The sequence below is a fragment of the Lentzea sp. NPDC037011 genome, assembly GCF_055607425.1.
The window spans coordinates 390,555-414,912 of sequence record NZ_JBVJRT010000002.1 but is presented as its reverse complement, the minus strand read 5'-3'; the positions used below and the strand labels follow the sequence as shown (position 1 = coordinate 414,912).

General features: G+C 71.2%; 29 protein-coding genes and 2 pseudogenes. 10 read left to right on the top strand and 21 right to left on the bottom strand.

What is annotated here, in order from left to right:
- Positions 1-44: 44 nt before the first annotated feature.
- The 3 genes from nusB to ACZ7CH_RS06730 are packed head-to-tail and all read right to left on the bottom strand — an operon-like array spanning position 45 to position 2,140.
- A complete protein-coding gene (gene nusB, locus ACZ7CH_RS06740) occupies positions 45-464 on the bottom strand; it encodes a transcription antitermination factor NusB (RefSeq protein WP_360387054.1) in 420 nt (139 codons plus the stop codon).
- On the bottom strand, positions 464-1,033 hold the full coding sequence (efp, locus tag ACZ7CH_RS06735) for an elongation factor P (RefSeq protein ID WP_360387052.1): 570 nt from the start codon (positions 1,031-1,033) through the stop codon (positions 464-466). Before efp ends, nusB begins: the two co-directional genes overlap by 1 nt.
- 30 nt (positions 1,034-1,063) lie before the next feature.
- The gene (locus tag ACZ7CH_RS06730) at positions 1,064-2,140 is read right to left on the bottom strand and encodes a M24 family metallopeptidase (RefSeq protein ID WP_470368602.1); all 1,077 of its coding nucleotides are present in this window, start codon (positions 2,138-2,140) and stop codon (positions 1,064-1,066) included.
- Between the two features lie 35 nt (positions 2,141-2,175).
- Here ACZ7CH_RS06730 and ACZ7CH_RS06725 point away from each other — a divergent pair, with 35 nt between their 5' ends.
- Complete coding sequence (locus ACZ7CH_RS06725; RefSeq protein ID WP_458433346.1) at positions 2,176-2,580, top strand: B-4DMT family transporter; 405 nt, start codon at positions 2,176-2,178, stop codon at positions 2,578-2,580.
- Here the strand turns inward: ACZ7CH_RS06725 and ACZ7CH_RS06720 are convergent.
- Entirely contained in the window at positions 2,566-2,943 is a 378-nt protein-coding gene (locus ACZ7CH_RS06720; RefSeq protein ID WP_458433347.1) for a VOC family protein, read from the bottom strand. The two genes, ACZ7CH_RS06725 and ACZ7CH_RS06720, sit on opposite strands and share 15 nt — an antisense overlap.
- Positions 2,944-2,972: 29 nt before the next feature.
- Between ACZ7CH_RS06720 and ACZ7CH_RS06715 the strand changes: the two genes are divergently transcribed.
- Positions 2,973-3,905 (top strand): hypothetical protein, encoded by a 933-nt coding sequence (locus tag ACZ7CH_RS06715; RefSeq protein ID WP_360387042.1) that lies wholly within the window; start codon positions 2,973-2,975, stop codon positions 3,903-3,905.
- A 4-nt stretch (positions 3,906-3,909) separates the two neighbouring features.
- On the opposite strand, the gene aroQ is transcribed toward ACZ7CH_RS06715, so the two are convergent.
- The 7 genes and pseudogenes from aroQ to ACZ7CH_RS06680 all read right to left on the bottom strand — a co-directional run bounded on the left by aroQ (position 3,910) and on the right by ACZ7CH_RS06680 (position 8,397).
- Entirely contained in the window at positions 3,910-4,341 is a 432-nt protein-coding gene (aroQ, locus tag ACZ7CH_RS06710; RefSeq protein WP_360387040.1) for a type II 3-dehydroquinate dehydratase, read from the bottom strand.
- Positions 4,338-5,399: a 3-dehydroquinate synthase gene (aroB, locus tag ACZ7CH_RS06705; protein ID WP_470373462.1), complete on the bottom strand. Its 1,062-nt coding sequence runs from the start codon at positions 5,397-5,399 to the stop codon at positions 4,338-4,340. The genes aroQ and aroB overlap by 4 nt, the downstream gene beginning before the upstream one ends.
- A 28-nt stretch (positions 5,400-5,427) precedes the next feature.
- A pseudogene (locus ACZ7CH_RS06700) lies at positions 5,428-5,953 on the bottom strand (shikimate kinase); the annotation flags it as partial.
- Entirely contained in the window at positions 5,950-7,149 is a 1,200-nt protein-coding gene (gene aroC / locus ACZ7CH_RS06695; protein WP_360387031.1) for a chorismate synthase, read from the bottom strand. The gene aroC and the pseudogene ACZ7CH_RS06700, both read right to left, overlap by 4 nt.
- 13 nt (positions 7,150-7,162) lie before the next feature.
- Positions 7,163-7,615, bottom strand: a complete 453-nt coding sequence (locus tag ACZ7CH_RS06690) for an A24 family peptidase (protein ID WP_360387028.1) — start codon at positions 7,613-7,615, stop codon at positions 7,163-7,165.
- Positions 7,616-7,708: 93 nt separating this feature from the next.
- A complete protein-coding gene (locus tag ACZ7CH_RS06685; protein ID WP_470368607.1) occupies positions 7,709-8,164 on the bottom strand; it encodes a PTS sugar transporter subunit IIA in 456 nt (151 codons plus the stop codon).
- The gene (locus ACZ7CH_RS06680; protein WP_360387022.1) at positions 8,161-8,397 is read right to left on the bottom strand and encodes a PTS sugar transporter subunit IIB; all 237 of its coding nucleotides are present in this window, start codon (positions 8,395-8,397) and stop codon (positions 8,161-8,163) included. Before ACZ7CH_RS06680 ends, ACZ7CH_RS06685 begins: the two co-directional genes overlap by 4 nt.
- 111 nt (positions 8,398-8,508) lie before the next feature.
- Between ACZ7CH_RS06680 and ACZ7CH_RS06675 the strand changes: the two genes are divergently transcribed.
- The 3 genes from ACZ7CH_RS06675 to ACZ7CH_RS06665 are packed head-to-tail and all read left to right on the top strand — an operon-like array spanning position 8,509 to position 10,925.
- A complete protein-coding gene (locus ACZ7CH_RS06675; protein ID WP_470368608.1) occupies positions 8,509-9,264 on the top strand; it encodes a GntR family transcriptional regulator in 756 nt (251 codons plus the stop codon).
- Complete coding sequence (locus tag ACZ7CH_RS06670) at positions 9,261-10,625, top strand: PTS transporter subunit EIIC (RefSeq protein ID WP_458433352.1); 1,365 nt, start codon at positions 9,261-9,263, stop codon at positions 10,623-10,625. Before ACZ7CH_RS06675 ends, ACZ7CH_RS06670 begins: the two co-directional genes overlap by 4 nt.
- A 33-nt stretch (positions 10,626-10,658) precedes the next feature.
- Positions 10,659-10,925, top strand: coding sequence for an HPr family phosphocarrier protein (locus ACZ7CH_RS06665; RefSeq protein WP_360388343.1), 267 nt, complete (start codon positions 10,659-10,661; stop codon positions 10,923-10,925).
- Positions 10,926-11,144: 219 nt separating this feature from the next.
- Here ACZ7CH_RS06665 and ACZ7CH_RS06660 read toward each other — a convergent pair.
- Positions 11,145-11,636, bottom strand: a pseudogene (locus ACZ7CH_RS06660) (phosphatase PAP2 family protein); the annotation flags it as partial.
- Positions 11,637-11,739: 103 nt separating this feature from the next.
- On the opposite strand from ACZ7CH_RS06660, the gene ACZ7CH_RS06655 reads away from it, so the two are divergent.
- From ACZ7CH_RS06655 to ACZ7CH_RS06645, 3 genes are read left to right on the top strand one after another with little or no spacing between them, the layout of a single operon-like run.
- The gene (locus ACZ7CH_RS06655) at positions 11,740-12,414 is read left to right on the top strand and encodes a response regulator transcription factor (protein WP_458433353.1); all 675 of its coding nucleotides are present in this window, start codon (positions 11,740-11,742) and stop codon (positions 12,412-12,414) included.
- 10 nt (positions 12,415-12,424) lie between these two features.
- The gene (locus ACZ7CH_RS06650; protein ID WP_470368609.1) at positions 12,425-13,768 is read left to right on the top strand and encodes a sensor histidine kinase; all 1,344 of its coding nucleotides are present in this window, start codon (positions 12,425-12,427) and stop codon (positions 13,766-13,768) included.
- Entirely contained in the window at positions 13,765-14,151 is a 387-nt protein-coding gene (locus ACZ7CH_RS06645) for a hypothetical protein (RefSeq protein WP_360387007.1), read from the top strand. The genes ACZ7CH_RS06650 and ACZ7CH_RS06645 overlap by 4 nt, the downstream gene beginning before the upstream one ends.
- 3 nt (positions 14,152-14,154) lie before the next feature.
- On the opposite strand, the gene ACZ7CH_RS06640 is transcribed toward ACZ7CH_RS06645, so the two are convergent.
- The 7 genes from ACZ7CH_RS06640 to ACZ7CH_RS06610 are packed head-to-tail and all read right to left on the bottom strand — an operon-like array spanning position 14,155 to position 20,531.
- On the bottom strand, positions 14,155-14,622 hold the full coding sequence (locus tag ACZ7CH_RS06640) for a DUF6985 domain-containing protein (RefSeq protein ID WP_458433355.1): 468 nt from the start codon (positions 14,620-14,622) through the stop codon (positions 14,155-14,157).
- Between the two features lie 17 nt (positions 14,623-14,639).
- Complete coding sequence (locus tag ACZ7CH_RS06635; RefSeq protein ID WP_470368610.1) at positions 14,640-15,458, bottom strand: shikimate dehydrogenase; 819 nt, start codon at positions 15,456-15,458, stop codon at positions 14,640-14,642.
- Complete coding sequence (mltG, locus tag ACZ7CH_RS06630; protein WP_360386998.1) at positions 15,458-16,663, bottom strand: endolytic transglycosylase MltG; 1,206 nt, start codon at positions 16,661-16,663, stop codon at positions 15,458-15,460. Before mltG ends, ACZ7CH_RS06635 begins: the two co-directional genes overlap by 1 nt.
- A complete protein-coding gene (gene ruvX / locus ACZ7CH_RS06625; RefSeq protein WP_458433357.1) occupies positions 16,660-17,148 on the bottom strand; it encodes a Holliday junction resolvase RuvX in 489 nt (162 codons plus the stop codon). The genes mltG and ruvX overlap by 4 nt, the downstream gene beginning before the upstream one ends.
- Positions 17,135-19,804 (bottom strand): alanine--tRNA ligase, encoded by a 2,670-nt coding sequence (gene alaS, locus ACZ7CH_RS06620; RefSeq protein ID WP_360386992.1) that lies wholly within the window; start codon positions 19,802-19,804, stop codon positions 17,135-17,137. The genes ruvX and alaS overlap by 14 nt, the downstream gene beginning before the upstream one ends.
- 56 nt (positions 19,805-19,860) lie before the next feature.
- On the bottom strand, positions 19,861-20,130 hold the full coding sequence (locus ACZ7CH_RS06615; RefSeq protein WP_166046713.1) for a hypothetical protein: 270 nt from the start codon (positions 20,128-20,130) through the stop codon (positions 19,861-19,863).
- Positions 20,127-20,531, bottom strand: coding sequence for a DUF948 domain-containing protein (locus ACZ7CH_RS06610; protein WP_360386989.1), 405 nt, complete (start codon positions 20,529-20,531; stop codon positions 20,127-20,129). Before ACZ7CH_RS06610 ends, ACZ7CH_RS06615 begins: the two co-directional genes overlap by 4 nt.
- A 300-nt stretch (positions 20,532-20,831) precedes the next feature.
- On the opposite strand from ACZ7CH_RS06610, the gene ACZ7CH_RS06605 reads away from it, so the two are divergent.
- Positions 20,832-21,410, top strand: coding sequence for a GNAT family N-acetyltransferase (locus tag ACZ7CH_RS06605; protein WP_470373316.1), 579 nt, complete (start codon positions 20,832-20,834; stop codon positions 21,408-21,410).
- A gap of 258 nt (positions 21,411-21,668) precedes the next feature.
- Here ACZ7CH_RS06605 and ACZ7CH_RS06600 read toward each other — a convergent pair whose 3' ends face one another.
- Positions 21,669-22,304, bottom strand: a complete 636-nt coding sequence (locus ACZ7CH_RS06600) for a maleylpyruvate isomerase N-terminal domain-containing protein (protein ID WP_470373315.1) — start codon at positions 22,302-22,304, stop codon at positions 21,669-21,671.
- A 58-nt stretch (positions 22,305-22,362) separates the two neighbouring features.
- On the bottom strand, positions 22,363-23,712 hold the full coding sequence (locus ACZ7CH_RS06595; RefSeq protein ID WP_360386981.1) for a replication-associated recombination protein A: 1,350 nt from the start codon (positions 23,710-23,712) through the stop codon (positions 22,363-22,365).
- 37 nt (positions 23,713-23,749) lie between these two features.
- Between ACZ7CH_RS06595 and ACZ7CH_RS06590 the strand changes: the two genes are divergently transcribed.
- Positions 23,750-24,352, top strand: a complete 603-nt coding sequence (locus ACZ7CH_RS06590) for a uridine kinase family protein (RefSeq protein WP_470373314.1) — start codon at positions 23,750-23,752, stop codon at positions 24,350-24,352.
- Positions 24,353-24,358 lie beyond the last annotated feature (6 nt).

Sequence of the window (24,358 nt, the reverse complement as noted above, 5' to 3'; positions counted from 1 at the left end):
AACGGCCGTCCTCGGGAGGACGGCCGTTCGCACGACTGCGAGTCCTAGAGAACCGCGCGCAACTGGTCGGCGATGACCGCGATCCGGCCGAGCACGCCGTTCACGAACCGCGGCGAGTCGTCGGTGGACAGGCCCTTGGCGAGCTCGACGGCCTCGTCGATCGCCACCGCGTCCGGCACGTCGGCCGCCCACAGCAGCTCGTACAGGCCGATCCGCAGCACCGCGCGGTCGACGGCGGGCATGCGCTGCAGCGTCCAGCCCTCGGCGTGTTCCGAGATCAGGTCGTCGATGCGCGTCCGGTGGGCGGTGACGCCCTCGACGAGCGTGACCGTGTAGTCGTTGACCGGGGGGACGTCCGGTGAGCCGACGCGTTCGGCCAGCAGCGTCACCGGGTCGGTGCCCAGCAGGTCGGCTTCGTAGAGGAAGTCGACCGCGCGCTTGCGGGCCTTGCTCCGAGCACCCATCAGGACTTGTCGCTGATGCGGCCGAGGTAGCGGCCGTCGCGGGTGTCGACCTTGATCTTCTCGCCGGTCGTGACGAACAGCGGGACCTGGATCTCGGCGCCGGTCTCCAGGCGAGCGGGCTTGGTGCCGCCGGTGGAGCGGTCGCCCTGCAGGCCGGGGTCGGTGTGCTCGATGACGAGCTCGACCGAGGTCGGGAGCTCGATGAACAGCGGCACGCCCTCGTGGACGGCCACGACCGCCTCCTGGTTCTCCAGCAGGAAGTCGGCGGCGTCGCCCACCGTCTCAGCCGGGACCGGGATCTGGTCGTAGGTGTCACCGTCCATGAAGATGAAGTCGGTGCCCTCCTTGTACAGGTAGGTCATGCCGCGCTTGTCCACGGTGGCCGTGTCGACCTTCGTGCCCGCGTTGAAGGTCTTGTCGACGACCTTCCCGGTCAGCACGTGCTTGAGGGTCGTGCGCACGAAGGCGCCACCCTTGCCGGGCTTGACGTGCTGGAACGCGGTGACGGTCCAGAGCTGGCCGTCGAGGTTCAGCACCAGGCCGTTCTTCAGGTCGTTCGTGGTGGCCACGGTGGGATTTCTCCTGTGTTGGGCTGGGCGTCAGACGACCACGAGTTCCTTCGTGGTCAGGGTGAGGAGCTCCGGTCCGCTTTCGCGCACCACGAGGGTGTCCTCGATGCGGACCCCGCCCTTCCCCGGCAAGTAGACGCCAGGCTCGACGGTGACCGCCATACCGGCCGAAAGTGTACCGGCACCCACCTTCGACAACGCCGGTGCCTCGTGGATCTCCAGCCCGACGCCGTGCCCGAGGCCGTGCAGGAAGTCCTCCCCGTGCCCGGCCTTCTCGATGACCTCCCGCGACGCGTGGTCGACCTCGCTGACCTCCGCACCCGGCTTGAGCGCGGTGCGCCCGGCCGCCTGCGAGCGCGCGACCAGGTCGTACAGGTCGCGCTGCCAGTCGGCGGGCTTGCCGAGCACCAGGGTGCGGGTCATGTCCGAGTGGTAGCCGTCGACGAGCGCGCCGAAGTCGAGCTTGATGAAGTCGCCCACGTGCAGCGTCGCGTCCGTCGGCGAGTGGTGCGGCACCGCCGAGTTCGCGCCGAACGCCACGATCGACGAGAACGACGGCCCCTCCGCACCGTGGTCGAGCATGCGGCTCTCCAGCTCACGCGCGACGTCGCGCTCGGTCCGCCCGGCCCGCAGCCCGCCGTGCCCGATCAACGCCGCCAGCGCCCGGTCCGCCGCCGCGCACGCCATCCGCAGCGCCTCGACCTCGGCGTCGTCCTTGACCAGCCGCAGCTTCTCGACCAGCCCGCCCGCCTTGACGAGCTCCGCCTTCTCCGCCGCCTGCGCGAGCCCGTCCAGCCCGTCGACCGTGACGTGGTGGCTCTCGAACCCGAGCCTGCCCTTCGCCCGCTTCGCGAGCGCGAGGTCGCACGGCCGTTCGGTCGACCGCTCCAGGTCCGGCACCTGCTTCGCCGACTGCGTGAGATAACGCCCATCGGTGCAGAAGACGGTCTTGTCGTCGCCGCTCGCGTCGACCAGGAGGGCGGCGTTCGACCCGGTGAACCCCGTCAGGTAGCGGACGTTGAGCAGGTTCGTCACGAGGAGCGCGTCCAGCTCCGCGTCCTGGAGCTGTCGGCGCAGTGCGGTTCGGCGAGCGGCGTAGGACGACATGCCTCGCAGCGTACGGCCAGTCCTAAGCTGTCCGCATGCGTCCTTGGATCGCCCGTGCGTTGTGGATGGGTCTGCTGCACGGAGCCGTGCAGACCGGCGTCGCCGCCGTCGCGGTCCGCAGCCCCGAGGCGACGGCGGTGGGCCCGATCGCCCTCGGTCTCCTGATCGTCGCGGCGGTCCTGTGGGGCGCGGTCGACGCGCTGCGCGAGCTCCCTTCACCCGGCATGCAGTGGTTCATCGCGGCACTGGTCGCCGGGCCGTTCGCCGGTGCCCTGGGCGTGATCGGGTCGGCGGTGCTGGTCGACCAGACCGGGCAGGAGGCGCTGTGGGTGGCGCTGACGGGTGGCGCCGCCTTCACGGCGCTGCTGATCCTGGCGCCGGCCGGGCTCGGGATGCTGCTGGGCGGGGTGCTGGCGCGGCGGTCCTCAGTCAGCGACTAGCTCGACCTCGAAGCCGTCCGCGTTTTCGAGGAACGCCGCGTAGTGGCCGGGTCCGCCGGCGTGGGGGTGCCGGTCCTCGAACAGGAGGTGCCAGCCGTGGTGCCGGGCTTCCTCGGTGAGGCGGTCGACGTTCGCCCTGTCACCCGCGTGCAGGGCCAGGTGGTTGAGGCCGGCTTTCATCCGATCGTGTGGCCCGGTGAGGGCCGGGGACTGCTCGGTGACCACGTAGGTGCGGCCGAGTTTCCAGCTCACGCCCGCTGACCAGCGTTGGTGCTCGGTCCAGCCGAGCTGCTGGAGGAGCCACCCGATCGTGGACTCGGCGCGGGCCAGATCAGGGACCCAGAGCTCGACGTGGTGCAGCATCGGTGGTCCTTCCGGGATCATGTGGACACATGCGCAACGACGTCACGGGCGATGTCCGCGACAACGGCGTGGTCTTGCAGGTTCGCGATGTCGGCGGGGACATCTTCATCGGTGTGCGCCGGCCGCGCCGGAGGCGGGTCGCGTGGGCGCAGGTGCTGCTGGTGATCTTGCTGGTCGCCGGGGAGCAGTACGCGTGGCAGGCCGCCGCCGACACGACGTTCCTCGCGGGAGAGGACATCCGGCCGCCCTGGGCTGCTGACGACCTGGTCTTCTCGCTGGTCGCGGACAAGCTCGCGACGTGCGCGGAAGAGGTGGTGGCCCGGCCGGCGAACTGCCCGCAACGCTCTGCCGCACCGATCACCGGCACCGTGGTGTGGACGCTGGTCGGCGACCCCCGCGACGGGATGCGGACCGTCTGGCACGACGGCGTGCTGAAGGTCTTCGGTGCCGCCGTGATGACGCTGTGGTTCCACGACGACCTGGACGTGGTGACCGTCGACTTCGTCACCGAGGTGCGCTGGCGTGGACGCGAGACCACGGCCGAGGACGTGGGACCGGTCGAGCCGGGCGTGTCCCCGGTCCCGCCCAGGCACGGGTTCGAGCTGGAACGCGGGCAGGTCGTCGCCGCCGTCGGGCGCAAGTTCGACCTGTGCACGGCCCCGCGGACCCTGCCGATGGAGGTGACCTGCCCCCGCGCAGCCGGCCCGACCCGCACACCGCCGCGCCACGACATCAGGTGGGTGCGCAACTCCGACCCCGTGGACAACGTGGACGTCCGCTACGACCACAGGTTCGGCCTCGTGATCGCGACGGGCGACTACTCCCTCTCCGCGCTGCCCCGCGACCTCGCCGGGCAGGCCGATCCCCAGCTCCCGCAGCTGCACAGCGGGAACTACGTGGCCTACCTGATGCGTGGACCTGACGGCACGGCGGTGGTGCTCGACCTGGAGCACCAGCCGTGAGCGGTCACCCCTGCTTGAGCGACAGCCAGCGCAGGGCCAGCAGGTAGCCCTCCACGCCGAGGCCCGCGATCACGCCGTTCGCCACCGCCGAGACCACGCTGTGGTGGCGGAACTCCTCGCGCTGGTGGATGTTCGAGATGTGCACCTCGACCAGGGGTGCGGTGAGCTGGGAGCAGGCGTCGCGGAGCGCGATGGAGTAGTGGGTCCAGGCGGCGCCGTTGAGGACGACCGGGGTGGCGGCGTCGGCGGCCTCGTGGAGCCACTCGACCATCTGGCCCTCGTGGTTGGTCTGGCGGACCTCGACGTCGAGGCCGAGGGTCTTGCCCTCGGTCTCGCACATCTCCACCAGGTCGGCGTGGGTGGTGCTGCCGTAGATCAGCGGCTCGCGGGTGCCCAGGCGGTTGAGGTTCGGGCCGTTGAGGACGAGGACCTTCACAGCAGCACCGTTCCGCCGGACTTGGGCTTCGGTTCCGCGGCGACCGCGGAGTAGGCGGCGGCGATCAGGGCCGGGTCCGGGCCTTCGAGGCGGCCGGGTTTCGCGAGGCCGTCGAGGACGACGAAGCGCAGGACGCCGGCCTTGTTCTTCTTGTCGACCTTCATGCCCTCCATGAGCTGCGGGAGGGCGTCGGGGTCGTAGGAGGTCGGGAGGCCGAGGGACTGCAGCACGGCGCGGTGGCGGTCGGCGGTCGCGTCGTCGAGGCGGCCGGCCAGGCGGGCCAGTTCGGCGGCGAAGACGAGGCCCACGCTGATGGCGGCGCCGTGGCGCCAGCGGTAGCGCTCGCGGCGTTCGATGGCGTGGCCGAGGGTGTGGCCGTAGTTCAGGATCTCGCGCAGGGAGGACTCGTGCAGGTCCGCGGAGACGACGTCGGCCTTGATCTGGATCTTGCGGCGGATCAGCTCGGCCAGCACGTCGCCGGTGGGGTCCAGGGCGGCCTGCGGGTCGGCCTCGATCAGGTCGAGGATGACCGGGTCGGCGATGAAGCCGCCCTTCACGATCTCGGCCATGCCCGCGATGAGCTCGTTGCGCGGCAACGTCTCCAGGGTGGCCAGGTCGACGAAGACGACCTCGGGCTCGTAGAACGTGCCCACCAGGTTCTTGCCGGCGTCGGTGTTGATGCCGGTCTTGCCGCCGACGGCGGCGTCGACCATGCCCAGCAGGGTGGTCGGGATGTTCACCAGACGCACGCCGCGCATCCACGTGGAGGCGACGAAGCCCGCGAGGTCGGTGACGGCGCCGCCGCCGAGGCCGACCACGACGTCGTTGCGGGACAGGCCGATCTTGCCCAGCACGTCCCAGCAGAAGCCGGCGACGGCGAGGTCCTTGCCGTCCTCGGCGTCAGGTACCTCGACGCGGTGCGCGTCGATGCCGGTCGCCTTCAGCTCGTCGACCAGCACTTCGGCCGTGGCGGCGAGGGTCGGCTGGTGCACGATCGCGACCTTGGCGGTGCCCTCCAGGTGCACGACGATCTCGCCCAGCAGACCGCGGCCGATCACCACGAGGTACGGCTTCTCGGCGTTGACCTCGACGGTCAGCGGCTCGGTCATTCCCCAACTCCCTTGATCACCGCGTCGGCCACCTGCTCCGGGTCGAGGGCGTCGGTGGCCACCTCGATCGTCGCGACCTCGCGGTACAGCGGCAGGCGCGCGTCGAGCAGCGCTTTGAACGTCGCGCGCGGGTTCACGCCGGACAGCAGCGGCCGCGCGGACGACAGCCCGGTGCGGCGCACCCCCTCGGCCATGCCCACGTTCAGGAACACGACGGTGTGCTCGCGCAGCCGCTCGCGGGTCGTGGCGGACAGCACCGCTCCCCCGCCCAGCGCCAGCACGCCCTCGTGCTCGGCCAGCGCCTTGGCGACCGCTTCCTCTTCGAGCGCGCGGAAGACGGGCTCGCCGTCGTCGGTGAAGATGTCCGAGATCGGCTTGCCGGCCGAGGCCACGACGTCGGCGTCGACGTCGCGGAACGGCAGGCCCAGCCGGGCAGCGAGCAGCTCGCTGATCGTGGTCTTGCCGGCTCCTGGCGGCCCGACCACGACGAACCTCGGGCTCACATGCCCTCCCAGCGGGCTTCCAGCGCCTTGAGGTAGGCGTGCGCGTTGCGGCGCGTCTCGTCGAGCGAGTCGCCGCCGAACTTCTCCAGCGCGGCCTCGGCCAGCACGAGCGCCATCACGGACTCCAGCACGACACCGGCCCGCGGCACCGCGCACACGTCCGAGCGCTGGTGGATCGCGACGGCGGGCTCACCGGTCCGCACGTCCACGGTGGACAGTGCACGCGGGACGGTCGAGATCGGCTTCATGGCCACGCGCGCCCGCAGGACCTCGCCGTTGGTGATGCCGCCTTCGAGGCCACCGGCCCGGTTCGACCGCCGCGTGACGCCGACCGGTCCGCTGCCGCGGTCGATCTCGTCGTGCGCCTGCGACCCCCAGCGGCGGGCGGAGGTGAAGCCGTCGCCGATCTCCACGCCCTTCATGGCCTGCACGCCCATCAGCGCGGCGGCGAGCCGCGCGTCGAGGCGGCGGTCCCAGTGCACGTGCGAGCCCAGGCCGGGTGGCAACCCGTACGCGAGCACCTCGATGACGCCGCCGACGGTGTCACCGGCCTCCTTGACGGCCTCGACCTCGGCCACCATCGCCTCGGTCCCGCGCGGGTCGAAGCACCGCGTCGGCGACTCGTCGATCGCCGCCAGGTCGTCCGGCGTCGGCAGCGCCGCGTCCGCGGGCGTCTCGGCCGTGCCGATGGACACCACGTGGCTGAGGATCTGCACGCCCAGCAGCTGCTGCAGGAACTGCCGCGCCACCGTGCCGAGCGCCGTGCGCGCCGCGGTCTCCCGCGCGCTCGCCCGCTCCAGCACCGGCCGGGCCTCGTCGAAGCCGAACTTCTGCATGCCGGGCAGGTCCGCGTGCCCCGGCCGCGGCCGGGTCAGGGCCTCGTTGCGGCCGGTGGGCTTGAGCAGGCTCTGGTCGACGGGGTCCGGGGACATGACCGTCTGCCACTTGGGCCACTCGGTGTTGCCGATGGTGACGGCGATCGGCCCGCCCTGGGTCCTGCCGTGGCGCACGCCGCCGAGGATCTCGACCTCGTCCTGCTCGAACCCCATCCGCGGCGAGCGACCGAACCCGAGCCTGCGCCGGCCCAGCTGGGCGACGAGGTCCTCGGTGGTCACCTCCACCCCGGCGGGCATGCCCTCCAGCACGGCGACGAGGGCGGGGCCGTGTGACTCTCCAGCGGTGATCCAGCGCAGCACGTTCACAATCCTTTCACAGCGTCGTCAACACCCAGGTGGCAGCCAGCAGTCCGGGCCCGTGCGGCACCCACCGGCTGCGGCGCACCGCCGCGAGCCCGAGCGTGATCGCGCAGGCCAGGATCGCCGCAGGTAAGAGCCCCGCCGGGCCGAGGGCCGCCCCGAGCCCGAACGCGAGCTTGACGTCGCCGCCGCCCATCACCGCCGGGCGCAGCCGCCGCACCGCGAGATGAGCGCCACCGAAGAGCACCGCTCCGAGCGCCGCCGCTCCCAGCCCGTGGAACTGCAGGGCGAGCAACGCGACGGCGAGCGGCACCGTCAGCACGTCCGGCAGCCGCTGACACCTGAGGTCGACCGCCGCGAGCACGACGCCGAACGCCGCGAGGACGTACGACGCGGGCGGCGCGTCGCTGAGATCGGCGACCGTCCACAGCACCCCGAGGACGAACGCGAGCAGGACCGTGGTCATGAGTCCACGGTCCTGCTCGTACGACCCGGCACCAAATCACGCCCGTCGTGAACGGTCCATCCACACCCCTGTTCTCAGGTCACGCGGGGGAGGTCAGCGGGACCAGTCGAACAGGGTGTCGTTCTCCACCACGTCGACGTCCACCGCCGGGTCGCCCAGCGCTTCCGCCGCCGCGTCCAGCGCGATGACCGGGCAGATCGGCGCGAACCCGGCGGCCTCGACCTCCGCCGGGTTCCACGTCACGATCCGCTGGCCGGCCCGCACCTGCTCGCCCTTGACGACGTGCAGCTCGAAGCCCTCGCCCTTGCGCTTGACGGTGTCGATCCCGAGGTGCACCAGCACCGCGGCACCGTCCGCACCGGCGACGACGAACGCGTGCGGGTGCAGCGTCACGACGGTGCCGTCGAGGGGTGACACGACGTCCGCGACACCGCGGACCGGTTCGACGGCCACGCCGGGGCCGACCATCGCCTGCGAGAAGACCGGGTCGGGGACGGCGGAGAGCGCGACCACGCGACCGGCGACGGGGCTGCCGACGCGGACGCTCACAGGAGGTCCTCGATGTCCGACGCGATGGTGTCCGCCTCGGGGCCGACGATGACCTGGACGACGTCGCCGGACTTGATCACGCCGTGGGCGCCGGTGGCCTTCAGGGCCGCCTCGTCGACGAGGGACCCGTCTTTGACCTCACAGCGGAGCCGGGTGATGCAGGGCTCGATCTCGATGATGTTGTCGGCTCCGCCCAGTGCGGCAAGGATCGCTTCCGGCCTGTTGTCAGCCACGTTCGTACCTCTCGTTCCCGTAACAGCGGTTGACACCAACTCTGTGCGCGGAGCATTCTCCCGCACCAACTGGTCTAGACCGGAAAGTACCACTAGCGAGGAGGTGAGCGGGTGCACGAGATCGTGGACGGGCCCAAGCCCAAGCACGCACAGCTGCGCGAGATCCTGCGTCGCCTCGCCGAGCACGACCTCGCGCCGGGCTCGCCCATCCCGTCCGAGCGCGACCTCGCCGACCGGTTCGGGGTCTCCCGCATCACGGTGCGGGCCGCGGTGGGGCAGCTGGTCGCGGAAGGCCTGCTCACGCGGGCGAAGGGGCGCGGCACGTTCACCGCTCAGCGGCGCTACGACCTGCAGCTGCACCTGACCTCGTTCACCTCGGACATGGTCACGCGCGGGCTGGAGCCGAGCACCGAGGTCATCAGCTGCGGTGAGGGCGTGCCCGGTGGCAAGGCGGCGCTCGGGCTCGACGCCGACGAGACCGCCTACCGGATCGTCCGGCTCCGCAGGGCCGACGGGGCGCCGCTGGCGCTCGAACGCGGCTGGTACAGCCCGCACGTGCTGCCCGAGCTCGACCGGTGCGACCTGTCCGGGTCGCTCTACGAGATCATCGCGGCCCGCTACGGGGTCCAGCTCGACCACGCGCGGCAGACCGTGTGGGCCGAGACCGCCGACGGGGACACCGCGAAGGCGCTCGAGGTCCGCAAGGGCAGCCCGCTGCTCGTGTTCCGCAGGGTCGCCAGCTCGCAGGGCCGGCCGACCGAAGACGTGACGTCCTGGTACCGGGGCGATCTCTACCAGGTGACCATGCAACTGGACCGGACCGTCCCGGGTTCCGGACCGAACTCCGCCAAGGGAGGTACCACATGAGCGCCAGCGCCCCAGAGGCGACCGGCGGTCGCGGGATCAAGGGCCTGGCGGGTGTGCAACGGTTCGGTCGCAGCCTCATGCTGCCGATCGCCTCGCTGCCCGCCGCCGCACTTCTCCTGCGTCTCGGCCAGCCCGACCTGCTCGGCAAGGACGGTCTGGGCTGGAACCAGGTCGCCGCCGTGATCGGCAACGCGGGCGACGCCCTGTTCGCCAACCTGCCGCTGCTGTTCGCGGTGGGTGTCGCCATCGGGTTCGCCCGTCGTGGTGACGGTTCGACCGCGCTCGCCGCCGTCGTCGGCTTCGTGGTCACCCAGGCCGTCTTCAAGGCGATGTCGCCGTTGGTGCTGGAGGTCGCGGCAGACCCCGCCAAGCAGCAGCAGATCAACTACTCGGTGCTGACCGGCATCGTGGTCGGTCTGATCTCCGCCGTGCTGTGGCAGAAGTACCACCGCATCAAGCTGCCCCCGTACCTCGCGTTCTTCGGTGGCCGCCGGTTCGTGCCGATCATCGTCGCGGGCGTCATGATCCCGGTCGCGGTCGTCATGGGCCTCATCTACCCGTGGTTCAACAAGGGCTTGCTCGCCATCGGCGAGTTCGTCTCCGGCAGCACGATCGTCGGTGCCGGCATCTACGGCACGGTCAACCGCCTGCTGATCCCGCTGGGCCTGCACCACATCCCGAACACGTTCGTGTGGCAGGTCTTCGGCGAGTACAAGGTCGGCGACGCCACCAAGACCGGTGACATCCAGCGGTTCTTCGCCGGTGACCCGACCGCGGGCACGTTCATGTCCGGCTTCTTCCCGATCTTCATGTTCGCGCTCCCCGCCGCGGCGCTGGCGATCATCCACACCGCACGGCCGTCGCAGAAGAAGATCATCGCCGGCATCATGGGCTCCGCGGCCCTCACCTCGTTCATCACGGGTGTCACCGAGCCGCTCGAGTTCGCGTTCATGTTCGTCGCCTGGCCGCTGTACGTCATCCACGCGGTCCTCACGGGCACCTCGCTCGCGATCACCAACGCGCTGGGTGTGAAGGACGGCTTCGGCTTCTCCGCCGGTGCGATCGACTACCTGCTCAACTTCAACATCGCGACGAGGCCGTTGCTGATCATCCCGATCGGTCTCGTGTACGCGGCGATCTACTACTTCCTGTTCCGGTGGGTCATCACCAAGTGGAACCTGAAGACGCCGGGACGCGATGATGACGAGTCGCCGGAGGCCGACGAGAGCGTCGTCGGCGGCAGCGGCGACACCGCGGTGCGCGAGAACGCGGCGGTGCGCGAGAGTGCGGCGGCGCGGGAGAACGCGGCGGCGCGGGAGAGCACGGCGGTGCGCGAGAAGCGCGCCCAGCGCGAGCAGTAACCAGGACAACCAGCTCTACCGGGAGGAACCATCATGGCCGAGCGACGGGTCACCGTGGCCAGCAAGGTCGGACTGCACGCCCGACCGGCCGCCCTGCTGGCGAAGGCCGCCGCCGACCAGCCGGTGCCGGTCACCATCCGCAAGGACGGCGGCGAAGCCGTGGAAGCGGCGAGTGTGCTGGGACTCATGACCCTCGGCGCCATGCACGGTGACGAGGTGGTGCTCAGCGCCGAGGGGGACGGAGCGGACGCTGCTCTGGACGCCATCGCGGAGCTGATCGCCACCGACCACGACGACTGAGCCGGCCGCGTCGGCCAGGTCGGAGGACCCGGGCCGTGAGCGGTCTGCCGGCAGCACCGGCAGGCCGCTCACGGCCCATCCGAAGTGCAGCACCACGAGCGCGGTGACCACGCCCGAGAGCGTCGAGGGCGTGGCCGCCGTCGCCACCAGCAGCCAGGCCCCGCCCGCGGCGACGGCGGGCGGCACGAGCAGTCCCGCGGTCCACCTGCGCAGCACCAGGAAGCCCAGGGTCGTGACCAGCAGCGTCGCACCGAGCGTGTCGCTGAACCGGTGCCAGCCCAGCGACACCGTCTCCGCGGCCACCGCTCCCGCGCCCAGCGCTCCCGGCACCGCCACGAGCAGCGCGAACCTCTTCGGCACCGCGAGCACGACCGCGACCACCGCCGCCACCGCCGCCGTCGTGTGCCCGCTCGGGAAGCTGTTGTGCACCAGCACCGCCTCGTCGTCCAGCGGCGGCCTGACCAGCACGTGCAGCTTCAGCACCTGCGCCAGCAGCACCGACCCGCCCAGCACGAGCAGCGGCGGGAACGACCTCCTGCGGGCGACGAGCACCACGAGCACGGCGGCCACGACGATCGCGATGTCCACGTCGGACGCCCACGACCGCTGCAGCGACAGTTCGGGCAACGCCGCGTTCTCCGCCTTCTGCCCGGACGACGTCCACACGAGCGCGAAGTACGTGATGAGGAATCCCAGCAAACTTCCGGCCATGCGTCCGATGCTGCGCAGGCCGGGCGATGGGAACGTCCCCGCAATGTCATGGTTGCGCTACAGAAGCGGCGCGGAACCCCCTGACCCGCGGATAATGGCGTCCGTGGCGATGGTCTTGCTGGTCGAGGACGACCCCGCGGTGCGCGAAGGGCTCGGTTTGGCGCTGCGCCGCCAGGGACACGACGTCCGCGCGGCCGTTACGGGCGAGGAGGGCGTGGAACGGCTCCGCGAGACCCGCCCCGACATCGTGGTCCTCGACATCATGCTGCCGGGCATCGACGGCTTCGAGACGTGCCGCCGGATGCGCGGCCAGGCCGAGGTCCCGATCATCGTGCTCACCGCGCGCGGCGACGACTTCGACGTGGTCGCGGGCCTGGAGGCGGGTGCGGACGACTACGTCGTGAAACCGGTCGAGCCGCGGGTGCTGGAGGCGCGGATCCGGGCGGTGCTGCGGCGGACGGTCTCCGAGCCGGCCAACGCCGAACGGCACGGCTCGCTGGTGATCGATCGGGCAGGCCTGGAGGTGCGCAAGGACGACGTGAAGGTCGCGCTGACGCCCACCGAGCTGAAGCTGGTGCTGGAGCTGTCCCGCACGCCCGGCCGGGTGCTGACCCGCCAGCAGATCCTCGAAGCCGTCTGGGAGCACGACTACCTCGGTGACTCGCGGCTGGTCGACGCGTGCGTGCAGCGGGTCAGGGCCAAGATCGAGGACGTGCCCTCCGAGCCCGCCTACATCCACACCGTCCGCGGCTTCGGCTACCGCTTCGGCCCTCGTTGACGTCGTGCGCGTGAAGTTCCTCCGCGGCCTCAAACCGCGCTTGATGGCCGCGTTCGCACTGCTGACGCTGCTGGGTGCGGTCGCCGCCGCCGGGTTGTCGTACGCCAACGCCCGCAGCCTGCTGCTCTCGGACGCGCAGGACGGGTTCATGAACCCGCTGGTCGAGGAGGTCCGCGACTACGCGCCCCGCGTGGCCGTGCCGCCGACCCAGCAGGACCTCGACGACATGGCGACGTACCTGCGCAGCTCCTCCGTGGTCGTGTACCAGGGGATGCGGTCGCGGTCCGGGAGCGCGCTGGACTTCGTGCCCGCCGAGCTGCGCGAGACGCTCAAGACCAGCAGGACCGTGCAGTGGCAACGGCGGACGGACCGCGCCGACCCGTACGTGGTGATCGGCATCCCGCTGCTGCAACCGTCCGGCGAACCCACGGGGGTCGAGGTGTGGGCGTACAGCTCGCTGGGCGGCCCGGCACGCGCGATCGACAGCTTCGCCCAGGCGGCGTGGCTCGGCGTGGCCCTGGTGCTGCCGCTGGCGCTCGGCCTGGCCCTGCTGACCGCCCAGGGGGTGCTGCGGCCGGTGCGGCGGCTGGGCGCGGCGGCACGGGCCCTGGGCGCGGGGCGGCTGGACACGCGCGTCGAGGAACGCGGCGCCGACGAGCTGACCGAGCTCGCGCGGACGTTCAACAGGGCAGCCGAACAGCTGGAGGCTTCCCAGGCGGCGTCCCGGCGGTTCGTGGCGGACGTGTCGCACGAGCTGCGCACACCGCTGACCGCGATGAACGCCGTGACGGGCGTGCTCGACGAGGACGCCGACGCGCTGCCGGAGGACACGGCGGTCGCGGCGCGGCTGGTGTCCGCGGAGACCCGCAAGCTGACCAGGCTGGTCAACGACCTGATGGAGATCTCCCGCTTCGACGAGGGCCGCAACGTGCTGGAGCTCGACGAGTGGGACATCGGCACCGCCGTCTCCGACAGCCTGGCCGCACGGGGCTGGACCTCGTCGGTGGAGGCGTCGCTGCCCGCCGGCGTGACGGGACGGGTGGACCGCCGTCGGCTCGACGTCGTCGTGGCCAACCTCGTCGGCAACGCCCTCAGGCACGGCAGCGCCCCCGTGACGGTGTCCGTGCGCCCCGGCGTGATCGAGGTGGCCGACAGCGGCCCCGGCATCCCACCGGATGCACTCCCCCACATCTTCGACCGCTTCTACAAGGCAGACACGGCCCGCTCCCGTTCCGAGGGCAGCGGGCTGGGATTGGCGATCGCATGGGAGAACGCGCGCCTGCACGGCGGCACGATCGAGGCCGCCAACGCGCCGTCCGGTGGCGCGGTCTTCACGTTGCGGCTGCCCTGGTGACGCTGGCCGGGTGCGGGGTGCGGCCGACGCCGGTGCTGCCGGGCCCGGCGGCACCGACGGTGTCCGTGCGCGAGATGACGGTCTACTTCGTGTCCTCCGACGGCACGGACCTGGTGCGGCGCACGCGGTCGCACACCGGGCACGTGGACAACACGACGGCGATCACGACGCTGATCGCGGGGCTGACCGACGAGGAGGCGAAGCTCGGGCTGCGGACGGAGGTGCCGAAGACGGCGCAGCCGGTGCTGACCGTCTCGAACCTCATCCTGCTGCCCACCGACATGCTGCCGTTGACGAGGCTGGCGGCCTACCAGCTGTTCTGCACGGCGTACGCGAACGGGGCGTCGGTGAACGGGCTGCCCAGCGGGTTCGACTGCCCCTAGGACCTAGGTCAGGTGGCCGTCGTACGGACCGGCCTTGGTGACCTCGGTGCCGCCGCGGAACACCAGCTGCAGGCCGTGCTCCGGTTCCCAGGCGCACTCGGCCTCGATCGACACGTACACCGGCCCGTCCTCGTCGTCGCGCAGCACGGTCGGCACGCTCCGGCTGAGGTCGACGTGCGCCCAGACGTCCGCGGGCTCGTCGATCGGCAGCAGGTCCTCCTCGGCCACGGCCTCGGCCCGCTCCCGGTAGTACTCGAACACCGCCGCTGCCGCCGCGTCCCTGGCGCGCTCGTCCAGTGCGAGGAAGGCGCGGACGGCCGCGTGCCACTCGTCCTTGCCGGGGTCGTCCTCGTACCACCCGTCGAGCCGCACCGGCGCCGTCGTTCCCAGCACCCGCACCGCGACCGGTGCGCTGATCAGGCCGTAGCCTTCGGTGTCCGCGGTGACCGGACCGAGACCGGGGATGTCCACCCCGTCGATGCTAGCGGTCAGGAACGGGCCGCGAGCTCCGCTGCCAGCGCCTTGCGCATCACGTCCCGCGGCGCCACCTCGCCGGTGAACTGCTCCACCTGCCCGAAGGCCTGGTGCAGCAACATGTCCAGGCCCGTCGCCAACGCCGTTCCGGCCCGTTCCACGGCCACCGCGACGGGCGTCGGCCACGGGTGGTAGATCACGTCCAGCACGAACGGCGCCTGTGCCAGCTCCGCCGCCAGCGCCGCGGTCGCCTCGGCCGGCACCGTCGACACCAGCACGTCCGACGCCGCCGCCAGCCCGCCCAGGTCCACTTCGGACAGCCGCAGCACGTCGACCGCCACACCGAGCCGGGCGGCGCACGCGACGGCCTCCCCCGCACGCGAAGGATCGCGCACCACCAGGGAGACCGACCGCACGCCCAGGTCGGACAGGCCCGCCAGCGCGGCCGTGGCCGTGCCGCCTGCACCGAGCACGACACCGCGCGTGCCGCCGGGGAAACCCTTCTCCCGCAACGCTCCCACGACACCGTCCACGTCGGTGCAGTCGGCGTGCCAGCCGGAGCCGGTGCGCACCAGCGTGTTCGCGGCACCGACGGCCACCGCGCGGTCGGTCACCGAGGACGCGAAGGCCAGCGCCGCGCGCTTCGTCGGCATCGTGCACGACAGGCCCACCCACTCCGGGCCCAGCGAGGACACCAGCGCGGGCACCCCGGCCTCGTCGCACTCGACACGGCCGTACTCCAGGTCGAGCCCGAGGAACGCATACGCCGCGTTGTGCAGGACCGGGGACAGCGAGTGGGTGATCGGAGACCCGATCACGGCCGCCCTGCGCACTAGTAGACGCCCTCTGCTCGCGCCTTCTGGTCCTTCACCTGGTGCTCCTGGTAGGTGACCGAGAAGCACGAGTCACCGTTCTTGTCGCACTTCACGAAGTACTCGAAGTTGCCGGGCTCCGGCTTGATCGCCGCCTGGACCGCCTCGACGCTCGGCGAGCCGATCGGGGTCGGCGGCAGACCGGGCGTGACGTAGGTGTTGTACGGGCCCGAGGCGTTGCGGTCGGAGTCCGACGTGCGGATGTGCGGCTGGTTGAGCTTGTAGTTGACCGTCGAGTCGAACTGCAGGGGCATCGGCTTCTTCAGCCGGTTGTAGATCACCTGCGACACCTTGCCGAAGTCCTTCTCGATGGCTTCCTTCTCGATCAGGGAGGCCATGACCAGCACCTGGTACGGGCGGAAGCCGGTGTTGACGGTGCCGCCGGGGATGCCGATGCTCTGGAGCTTCTGGGCGGAGGCGACGACGACGCTGCGGATCAGCTCGACCGCGGACGAACCGGGCTTGACCTGGTAGACGCCGCGCATGATCAGGCCTTCGAGGCGGAAGGCGGGCTCCGCGCGCTTCACATCGGTGACCGCCCAGTCGGGCACGCCCAGCGCGACCGGGTCGGTGGTCTCGGCGGCGGCGCGGATCTCCTCGGGCGTGAGGCACTTCTTCACGCCGTCCTTCTCCGTGCAGCTCGCGTCGGCGAGCTGGGAGAAGATGCCCTTGACGGTCTTGTCGCCGACCTTGATGTCCGCGAGCTTCACGCCGCCGATGATCTGCACGGCGGGCACGCGGGTCTTCGGGTCGATCATCTTCGCGACCGCGGTGGCGCCCGACATCTTCGTCTTCATCAGGTAGAAGCCGGGCTGGATGGTCGTCACGCGGGCGTCGTTCTTGCTGGCCTCGGTGAACGCGCGCGGCGAGGCGACGACGCCGCCCTCGTAGAGGCTCGTGGCGATGACGCTCACCACGTCACCGTCCTTCACCTCGACGATGGCGTCGGCCTCACCCGCGCCGGGGTAGTCCTCGAACGAGCCGATGCCGCGCAGCTCCCTGTAGCCGTAGTAGGCACCGCCCATGCCCACGGCGAGGATCAGCGCGACGACCAGCCACAGCACGGTCTTCTTGCGCTTCTTCGCCTTGCGGGCTGCGCTGTTGTCCCTCTTCGCGGCACGTCGTTCGTCGACGTCGCGATCGAACAACCCGAGATCGTCGCTCACGCCTCATCCTTTCGGGCGGATACCGCTCGTGCCCGTGCGTCCAGCCAAGACTGCAGGATCTCGACCGCGGCGGCCTGGTCGACCACGGCACGCTGCTTCTTGCCCTTCACACCGCGCTGCGCCAGCACCCGGCTCACCACGACGGTCGTCAGCCGTTCGTCGCTCAACCGGACCGGCACCGGGGCCACGCGCGCGGCCAAGGCGGCAGCGTACGCGGTCGCCGCCTCGGCTGCCGGACCGTGCCGACCGGCGAGGGTCTTCGGCAGGCCGACCACGACCTCGACCACGTCATGCTCGGCCACGAGACGTACGAGCTCCGTGAGGTCGGAGCCGCGCTTCTCGTCCCGCTGCAGGGTGACCAGCGGAGTCGCCAGGAACGCACCCGGATCGCTCAGGGACACTCCCACGCGAACCGATCCGACGTCGACGCCGAGCCTGCGACCCAGGCCCGGATCGTCGACGCCGGCGACGTCAGCGCTGCTCAAGCACCTTGTCCAGTTCGCCGGTGAGGGCCGCGATGGCCTCCTGGACGCCGGCCGGGTTCGTGCCGCCGCCCTGGGCGAGGTCCGGCTTGCCGCCACCGCGGGCGGCGATGGCCGGGCCGAACACCGGGACGAGCTTGCCGGCGGCCAGCCCCAGGTCGCGGGCGGCGGCCGTCGTGGCCACCACGAAGCTGACCTTGTCGCCGTCGACCGAGAACAGGGCCACCACACCGGGCTTGGCGCCCAGCCGGTTGCGGACCTCGCCACCGAGGGTGCGCAGGTCGTTGCCCGACACGCCCTCCAGGCCGAGGGCCACCAGCGACAGCCCGCGCACGTCGAGGGCCTTGTCGGCCAGCGACCCGGCGTTGCCGAGCAGCTGGGCGGCGCGCACCTTCTCGAGCTCCTTCTCGGCGGTCTTCAGCCGCTCGACCAGGGACTCGATCCGCTCGGGCAGGCCGTCGGAGCCGACCTTCAGCATGTCGGCGAGGTTCTGCACGATGGCGCGTTCCTTGGCCAGGAACCGCATGGCCTCGATGCCGACGTAGGCCTCCAGGCGGCGCACGCCGGACCCGACCGAGGACTCGCCCAGCAGGGTGATCGGGCCGATCTGCGACGAGTGCTCGACGTGGGTGCCACCGCACAGCTCGCGCGACCAGGGGCCGCCGATCTCGACGACGCGGACCGTCTCGTCGTAGGTCTCGCCGAACAGGGCCACGGCACCCATGTCCTGGGCGCCCTGCATGTCGGTGTAGACCACGGCGACGGGCAGATCCTTGCGCACGGCGAGGTTCGAGACCTCCTCGATCTCGCTGCGGGCCTCGGCGGACAGGCCACCGGTCCAGGCGAAGTCCAGGCGCAGGTAGCCGGGCTTGTTGTACGAACCGCTCTGCAGGGCCGACGGGCCGAGCACCTGGCGCAGGGCGGCGTGCACGACGTGCGTGCCCGAGTGGCCCTGGCGGGCACCGACGCGCCACTCCGGGTCGACGCGGGCCTCGACGTGCTCGCCCTCGCTGACCTCGCCGTTCACGACGCGCACCTGGTGCACCCACAGCTTGCGGGCGACCTTCTGCACGTCGAGCACCTCGAGCTCGGCGTTGCCGGTGACGATCGTGCCGGCGTCGGACTCCTGGCCACCGGACTCGGCGTAGAGCGGCGTGCGGTCGAGGACGACCTCGACGATGTCGCCCTCCTTGGCGCTCTTGACCCGCTGGCCGTTGAGGACGATGCCGCGCAGCGTGGCCTCGGAGGCCAGCTCGGAGTAGCCGGTGAACTCGGTCGGGCCCTGTTCCAGCAGCTCGCGGTACACCGTCTGGTCGCCGTGGCCGGTCTTCTTGCCGGCGGCGTCGGCCTTGGCGCGGGCGCGCTGCTCGGCCATCAGCTTGCGGAACCCGTCCTCGTCCACGGACAGGCCGGCCTCGGCGGCCATCTCCAGGGTGAGGTCGATCGGGAAGCCGTACGTGTCGTGCAGCTGGAAGGCGCGGTCGCCGGGCAGCGTGGCGCGGCCGTCGGACTTCACCTCGGCGGCGGCGTTCTCGAAGATCCGCGAGCCGGCGTCGAGGGTGCGCAGGAACGTGTCCTCCTCGGCCTTCACCACCTGCTGGATGCGGGCGAACCCGCTGACCAGCTCGGGGTAGGCCGGGCCCATCGAGTCGCGGACGACCTCGGCGTACTGCTGCAGCACCGGCTCCGTGACGCCGAGGAGCCGGCTGCTGCGGATGATGCGGCGCAGCAGGCGGCGCAGCACGTAGCCGCGGGCCTCGTTGCCGGGCGTGACGCCGTCGCCGACCAGCAGCACACCGCTGCGGGCGTGGTCGGCGATGACGCGGAAGCGCACGTCGTCGACCTCGTTGGCACCGTATTTGCGGCCCGACAGCTCCTCGGCCTTGTTGATGACGGCGCGCACGAGGTCGGTCTCGTAGACGTTGTCGACGCCCTGCAGCAGGTAGGCGACGCGCTCGACGCCCATGCCGGTGTCGATGTTCTTGTTCGGCAGCGACCCGACCGGCTTGTGGCCCTCCTTGGGGCTCAGCTCGCCGCGGACGTCCTGCATGAAGACCAGGTTCCAGATCTCCAGGTAGCGGTCCTCGTCGACGACGGGCCCGCCCTCCTGCCCGTACTCGGGACCGCGGTCGAAGTAGATCTCCGAGCAGGGGCCGCCGGGACCGGGCACGCCCATGTCCCAGTAGTTGTCCTTGCCGTCACGGCGCTGGATGCGCTCGGTCGGCAGGCCGGCGATCTTCTGCCACAGCTCGATGGCCTCGTCGTCGTCCTGGTAGACCGTGACCCAGATGCGCTCGGGGTCGAAGCCGTAGCCGCCCTCGTCGACCGAGCCGGTGACGAGGGTCCAGGCGAGGCGGATGGCCTCTTCCTTGAAGTAGTCGGCGATCGAGAAGTTGCCGGCCATCTGGAAGAACGTCAGGTGGCGCGTGGTCTTGCCGACCTCGTCGATGTCCGGCGTGCGCACGCACTTCTGGATGCTCGTCATCCGCGAGGCGGGCGGCGGGGCCTCGCCGAGGAAGTACGGCTTGAACGGCACCATGCCGGCGTTGACGAACAGCAGGTTCGGGTCGTCGAGCAGCAGCGATGACGACGGGATGTACTTGTGCCCGTTGCGTTCGAAGTGCTCGCGGAAACGCTTGATGATCTCGTGGGTCTGCACGGGAGTTCCTCGGTGTGTCGCGGGGAGTGGTCAGGGCGCGCTTCGGAGGCGAACGGTCAGTGCTTCCCGTTCGCCCTGGGCGCTCGACGCCCCGGCGTGAACCCCGTCTGCCGCTCCACGGTCTCCTGCAACTCCTGCTCCCGTTCGGCCATGCCCGCCCGCACCTCGGCCCCGAAGGACCCGATGGCGCCGGCGAGCTCGCGCAGGCCTTCACCCACGTTAGCCCCGATACCAGCGGGAGTCGCCTGCTTTGTGACCTCGGCGGCCTTCTTCGCGGCGAAGAGCCCGGCCGCGGCACCCAGCCCGAACCAGAAGAGGCGGCTCACCTCGCACCTCGCTTCAGGCGGCGCTTGGTGTGCTTGTTCGGCTGCTCGGCGGCCCGGCGGCGCGCCTTGACGGCCTTGCTCACGCCGTAGGACAGCGCAGCGGCCTTGACCAGCGGACCGCCCAGCGTGGCGGTGAACAGGCTGGTGAGCGCCGAGACGTTGCCGGTGACCGCGCGGGCGTTGGCCGTGATCCCGTCGACCCGCTCCAGCTGCGTGTTCACGTGCGTCAACGTCGTGTTGGCCTCGGTGAACAACGGGTCGGTGTTCTCGTGCGCCTTGCGCATCGCGACCGTGGCCTCGTCGAAGAACCGCGCTGCCTTGACCGCCACGATCGCCAGCACGAGCACGAGCAGCACGAACGCACCGGCGGCGACCAGCGCTGCGATCTGCCCTGGCGACACGGATCCTCCTGGTGACCGGCGTTTGGCTTGGTTGGCGAGGAGATTACCGGGTGGGTCCGACACCTGATCGGGCGGCACCTTTTGTTGATCTTCATGGGGTGGCGGGGAGAAGGGGCGGGCGAGGCGGACCGCGGGCAGGAGCGGCGCGGCGTCCACGGTCGGTTCGACCCAAATGAGATGCTGGGACCACATTGACGCGCGCCGTCACTGCCTGTGAAATTGCGGTCACACAGGGCTTGACACGGCGACCCTGCGCGGATGAAGTAAGGCAACCCTTAGTTGGTTATCGCTGGAGGCCCTGTGAAGCCGGTGTCCCACCTCGACTCGTACCGGCGGCAGGCCACGGCGGGCGCGCCGCCGGTTCCCGGGCTGAGCGCGCCCTGGGAGGTGCGGCTCGTCCGGCCCGACGGGTACGACCTGCACCTCGTGCACCGCTGGCACCAGGCGCCGCACGTGGCGGCCTACTGGCGCAAGGCGTGGTCGTTGCCGGGGTGGGAGGAGGAGCTGCGCGGGCAGCTCGCCGGGGACGACGTGCGGCCCGTGCTGGTCGGGTGGCACGGGCGGCCGGTGATCTACGCGGAGGTCTACCGCGCGGCGCGGGACGTGGTGGGCGGCTGCTACCCGGTGCGGCCGCACGACCTCGGGTTGCGGCTGGCGGTGGGAGAGCTCGCGATGACCGACCGCGGGCTCGTGCGCGCGTTGCTCCCCCACCTGGCCGATGCGTTGTTCGAGGCCGATCCGCACTGCACGCGCATCGTGATGGAGCCGGACATCAGCAACACGCGTGCCATCCGCTCGTTCGAGGCCGGCGGGTTCGTCGTCAAGGACGAGGTCATGATGCCGAACAAGGTCGCGGTGCTGATGGTGTGCAAGCGCTGAGCACCTGTCCAGCAGTCTCGCCCGCCCCCTCCTTGCTGTTCAGGCGCCTGCAAGTACCACCAACACATGATCGAATCGCCGCTGACTACCACCAACCTGTTCGCCATCCGTCGAACCAACTCCAGGTCCGCGGACGGCTGGCGGCGCTGTTGGCAGTAGAAAAGTGCTTGTTGATGTTGAGTTGGTGGTACTTGCAGACGCCAGTAGAGCCAGGGGCGGGACCTCGGGGCGTTGAAGGCACAGCATCGGGCAACCTGCTCAGAACGCGGTGATGTCCTGCGGAGCACGTTCCCCGCGGCTGAACGCGCGCACGATGTCGATGCCCCTGTGGCGGTTCAGGGCCAGGCGCGACAACAGGTCGATGACGGTCTCGTGCACGTGGCGCGGGAACTCCGGGGTGTCCACGCCGACGCTCACGGCCAAGTCGTCCGCGTGCACGACGAACTCCATCACGCGGCTGGGCAGGTAGTCGTCCAGCAGCACGGCCCACGGGCCCCAGTGCGGCATGCGGACGGGGCGGTTGCCGGCCGCCGCCAGCAGTTCCGGCAGTGCCGCCACGGTCTGCTCGAAGCGGTCGCACAGGTCGGCGTGGCCGCCGGAGGCCACGTGCTCGCCGCCGTCGCGGATGCGCGTGTGGAACTCGGAGTCGACGTCGAGCTCGGTCCAGCCCGCGCGCGCGTAGTGCTCCATCAGCGGGACGGTGGGCACGTCCTCCGCCGGCGCCTCCAGCATGCCCGGCAACGGCAGGACCTGGTAAGCGATGTGGCCGGCGAGACCGCTGACGCCGAACTCCGGCAGCGCGCTCGGGTCGTCCCAGTGGTCGGCGACCTGAGGGGTGCGCAGCAACGTCAGCACCTGGCGCGCGGTGGCCAGGAAGTCGTCGGTGATCGTCATGCGTCCGACGCTACCGCCGGATCCCGTTGGCGGGCACCGGTTCCGCCGCACTCGCGGATCACCCGCCCCGCACGACCCTGCGCAGCTTGGGCAGGCGGTCGGCGACGGCGCGTTCGGCGCCGCGGCCGGTCGGCTCGTAGTAGTCGCGGCCCACCAGGTCGTCCGGCGCGTACTGCTGCTGGAGCACGCCTTCCGGCACGTCGTGGGGGTAGCGGTAGCCCTGGGCGTTGCCGAGCTTGGCCGCACCCGCGTAGTGGCCGTCGCGCAGGTGCGCGGGCACCGCACCGGTGGCGCCCTTGCGAACGTCCTCGATCGCGGCGTAGATCGCGGTGGTCACGGCGTTGGACTTCGGCGCGGTCGCCAGGTGGATGGTGGCCTGGGCGAGGTTCAGCGCGCACTCGGGCAGGCCGATCAGCTGCACGGCCTGGGCGGCGGCGACGCACGTCTGCAGTGCGGTCGGGTCGGCCATGCCGACGTCCTCGCTGGCGTGGATCACCAGGCGGCGCGCGATGAACCGCGGGTCCTCGCCCGCCTCGATCATGCGGGCCAGGTAGTGCAGCGCGGCGTCCACGTCCGAGCCGCGGATCGACTTGATGAACGCCGACGTCACGTCGTAGTGCTGGTCGCCGTCGCGGTCGTAGCGCACCGCAGCTTTGTCCACAGTGGACTCCAGCAGCGACAGGGTGATCACGCCGTCGTTGGACGCGAGCGCCGAGTCCGCCGCGGCCTCCAGCGCGGTCAGCGACCGGCGGGCGTCACCGCCGGCCAGCCGGACCAGGTGTGCCAGCGCGTCGGGTTCCACGACGACCGAACCGCCCAGGCCGCGTTCATCGGCCACCGCGCGTTCCACGACCGTGCGCACGTGCTCGTCGGTCAGCGACCTGAGCTGCAGCACCAGCGACCGCGACAGCAGCGGGGACACCACGGAGAAGAACGGGTTCTCGGTGGTGGCCGCGACGAGCAGCACGATCCGGTCCTCGACCGCGCCGAGCAGGGCGTCCTGCTGGGTCTTGGAGAACCGGTGCACCTCGTCGATGAACAGCACGGTCGACTCGCGCGAGCGGACCAGCCGGCGCCGGGCCTCGTCGATGACCGCGCGGACCTCCTTCACGCCCGCGGACAACGCCGACAGCGCGACGAACCGGCGGCCGGTCGCCCTCGACACCAGCGTGGCGAGCGTCGTCTTGCCGGTGCCGGGCGGGCCGTAGAGCATCACCGACGCGGGCGTGGCGCCCTCGACCAGGCGGCGCAGCGGCGCGCCGGGACCGAGCAGGTGGTCCTGTCCGACGACCTCGTCGAGTGAGGCGGGGCGCATCCGCACGGCCAGCGGGGCGTTGGCCGCGATGCGCTCGGCCTTCTCCTCGTCGGTCGCGCCGAACAGGCCCTCGTCGAACAGACCTTCGCTCATGCGTTCGAGCCTAACCCGTGTGCGAGGATTGCCCCTCGTGCCCATCCCAGTGCCCGCTCCCAGGGCCGTCCTGCTGGCCGGCCCGTCCGGCTCCGGCAAGTCGACGCTGGCCGCCCACCTCGGCTGGCCGGTGCTGCGCCTCGACGACTTCTACCGCGACGGCGACGACCCGCTGCTCCCCCGCGACGACCACGGCCGTGCCGACTGGGACGACGTCGGGTCGTGGAACGCCGGCGCCGCACTGGCCGCCGTGGTCGAGCTCTCCACGACCGGCACGGTCCAGGCGCCGGTGTACTCCATCGGCGAGGACCGCAGAACGGGCTGGCAGATGATCGAGTTGGGCGACGCGCCCGCGTTCGTCGCGGAAGGACTGTTCGCCGACCTGCTGGTCGACGGCGCGCGGAAGGCCGGGGTGCTCAGGGACGCGATCGTGCTCGCGCCCAGCGCGCCGGTGACGTTCGCCCGGCGGTTCGCCAGGGACGTGGCCGAGGCCCGCAAGCCGGTGCCGGTGCTGGTCCGCCGCGGGTTGCGGCTCCTGCGTCAACAACCGGTGGTGGTGCGCCGTTGCACTGACGCGGGCATGCGCGCGATGAGCCCTCACCGCGCCCGTGCCGAGCTCGGGACCACTGCCAATTCGTGATCGACT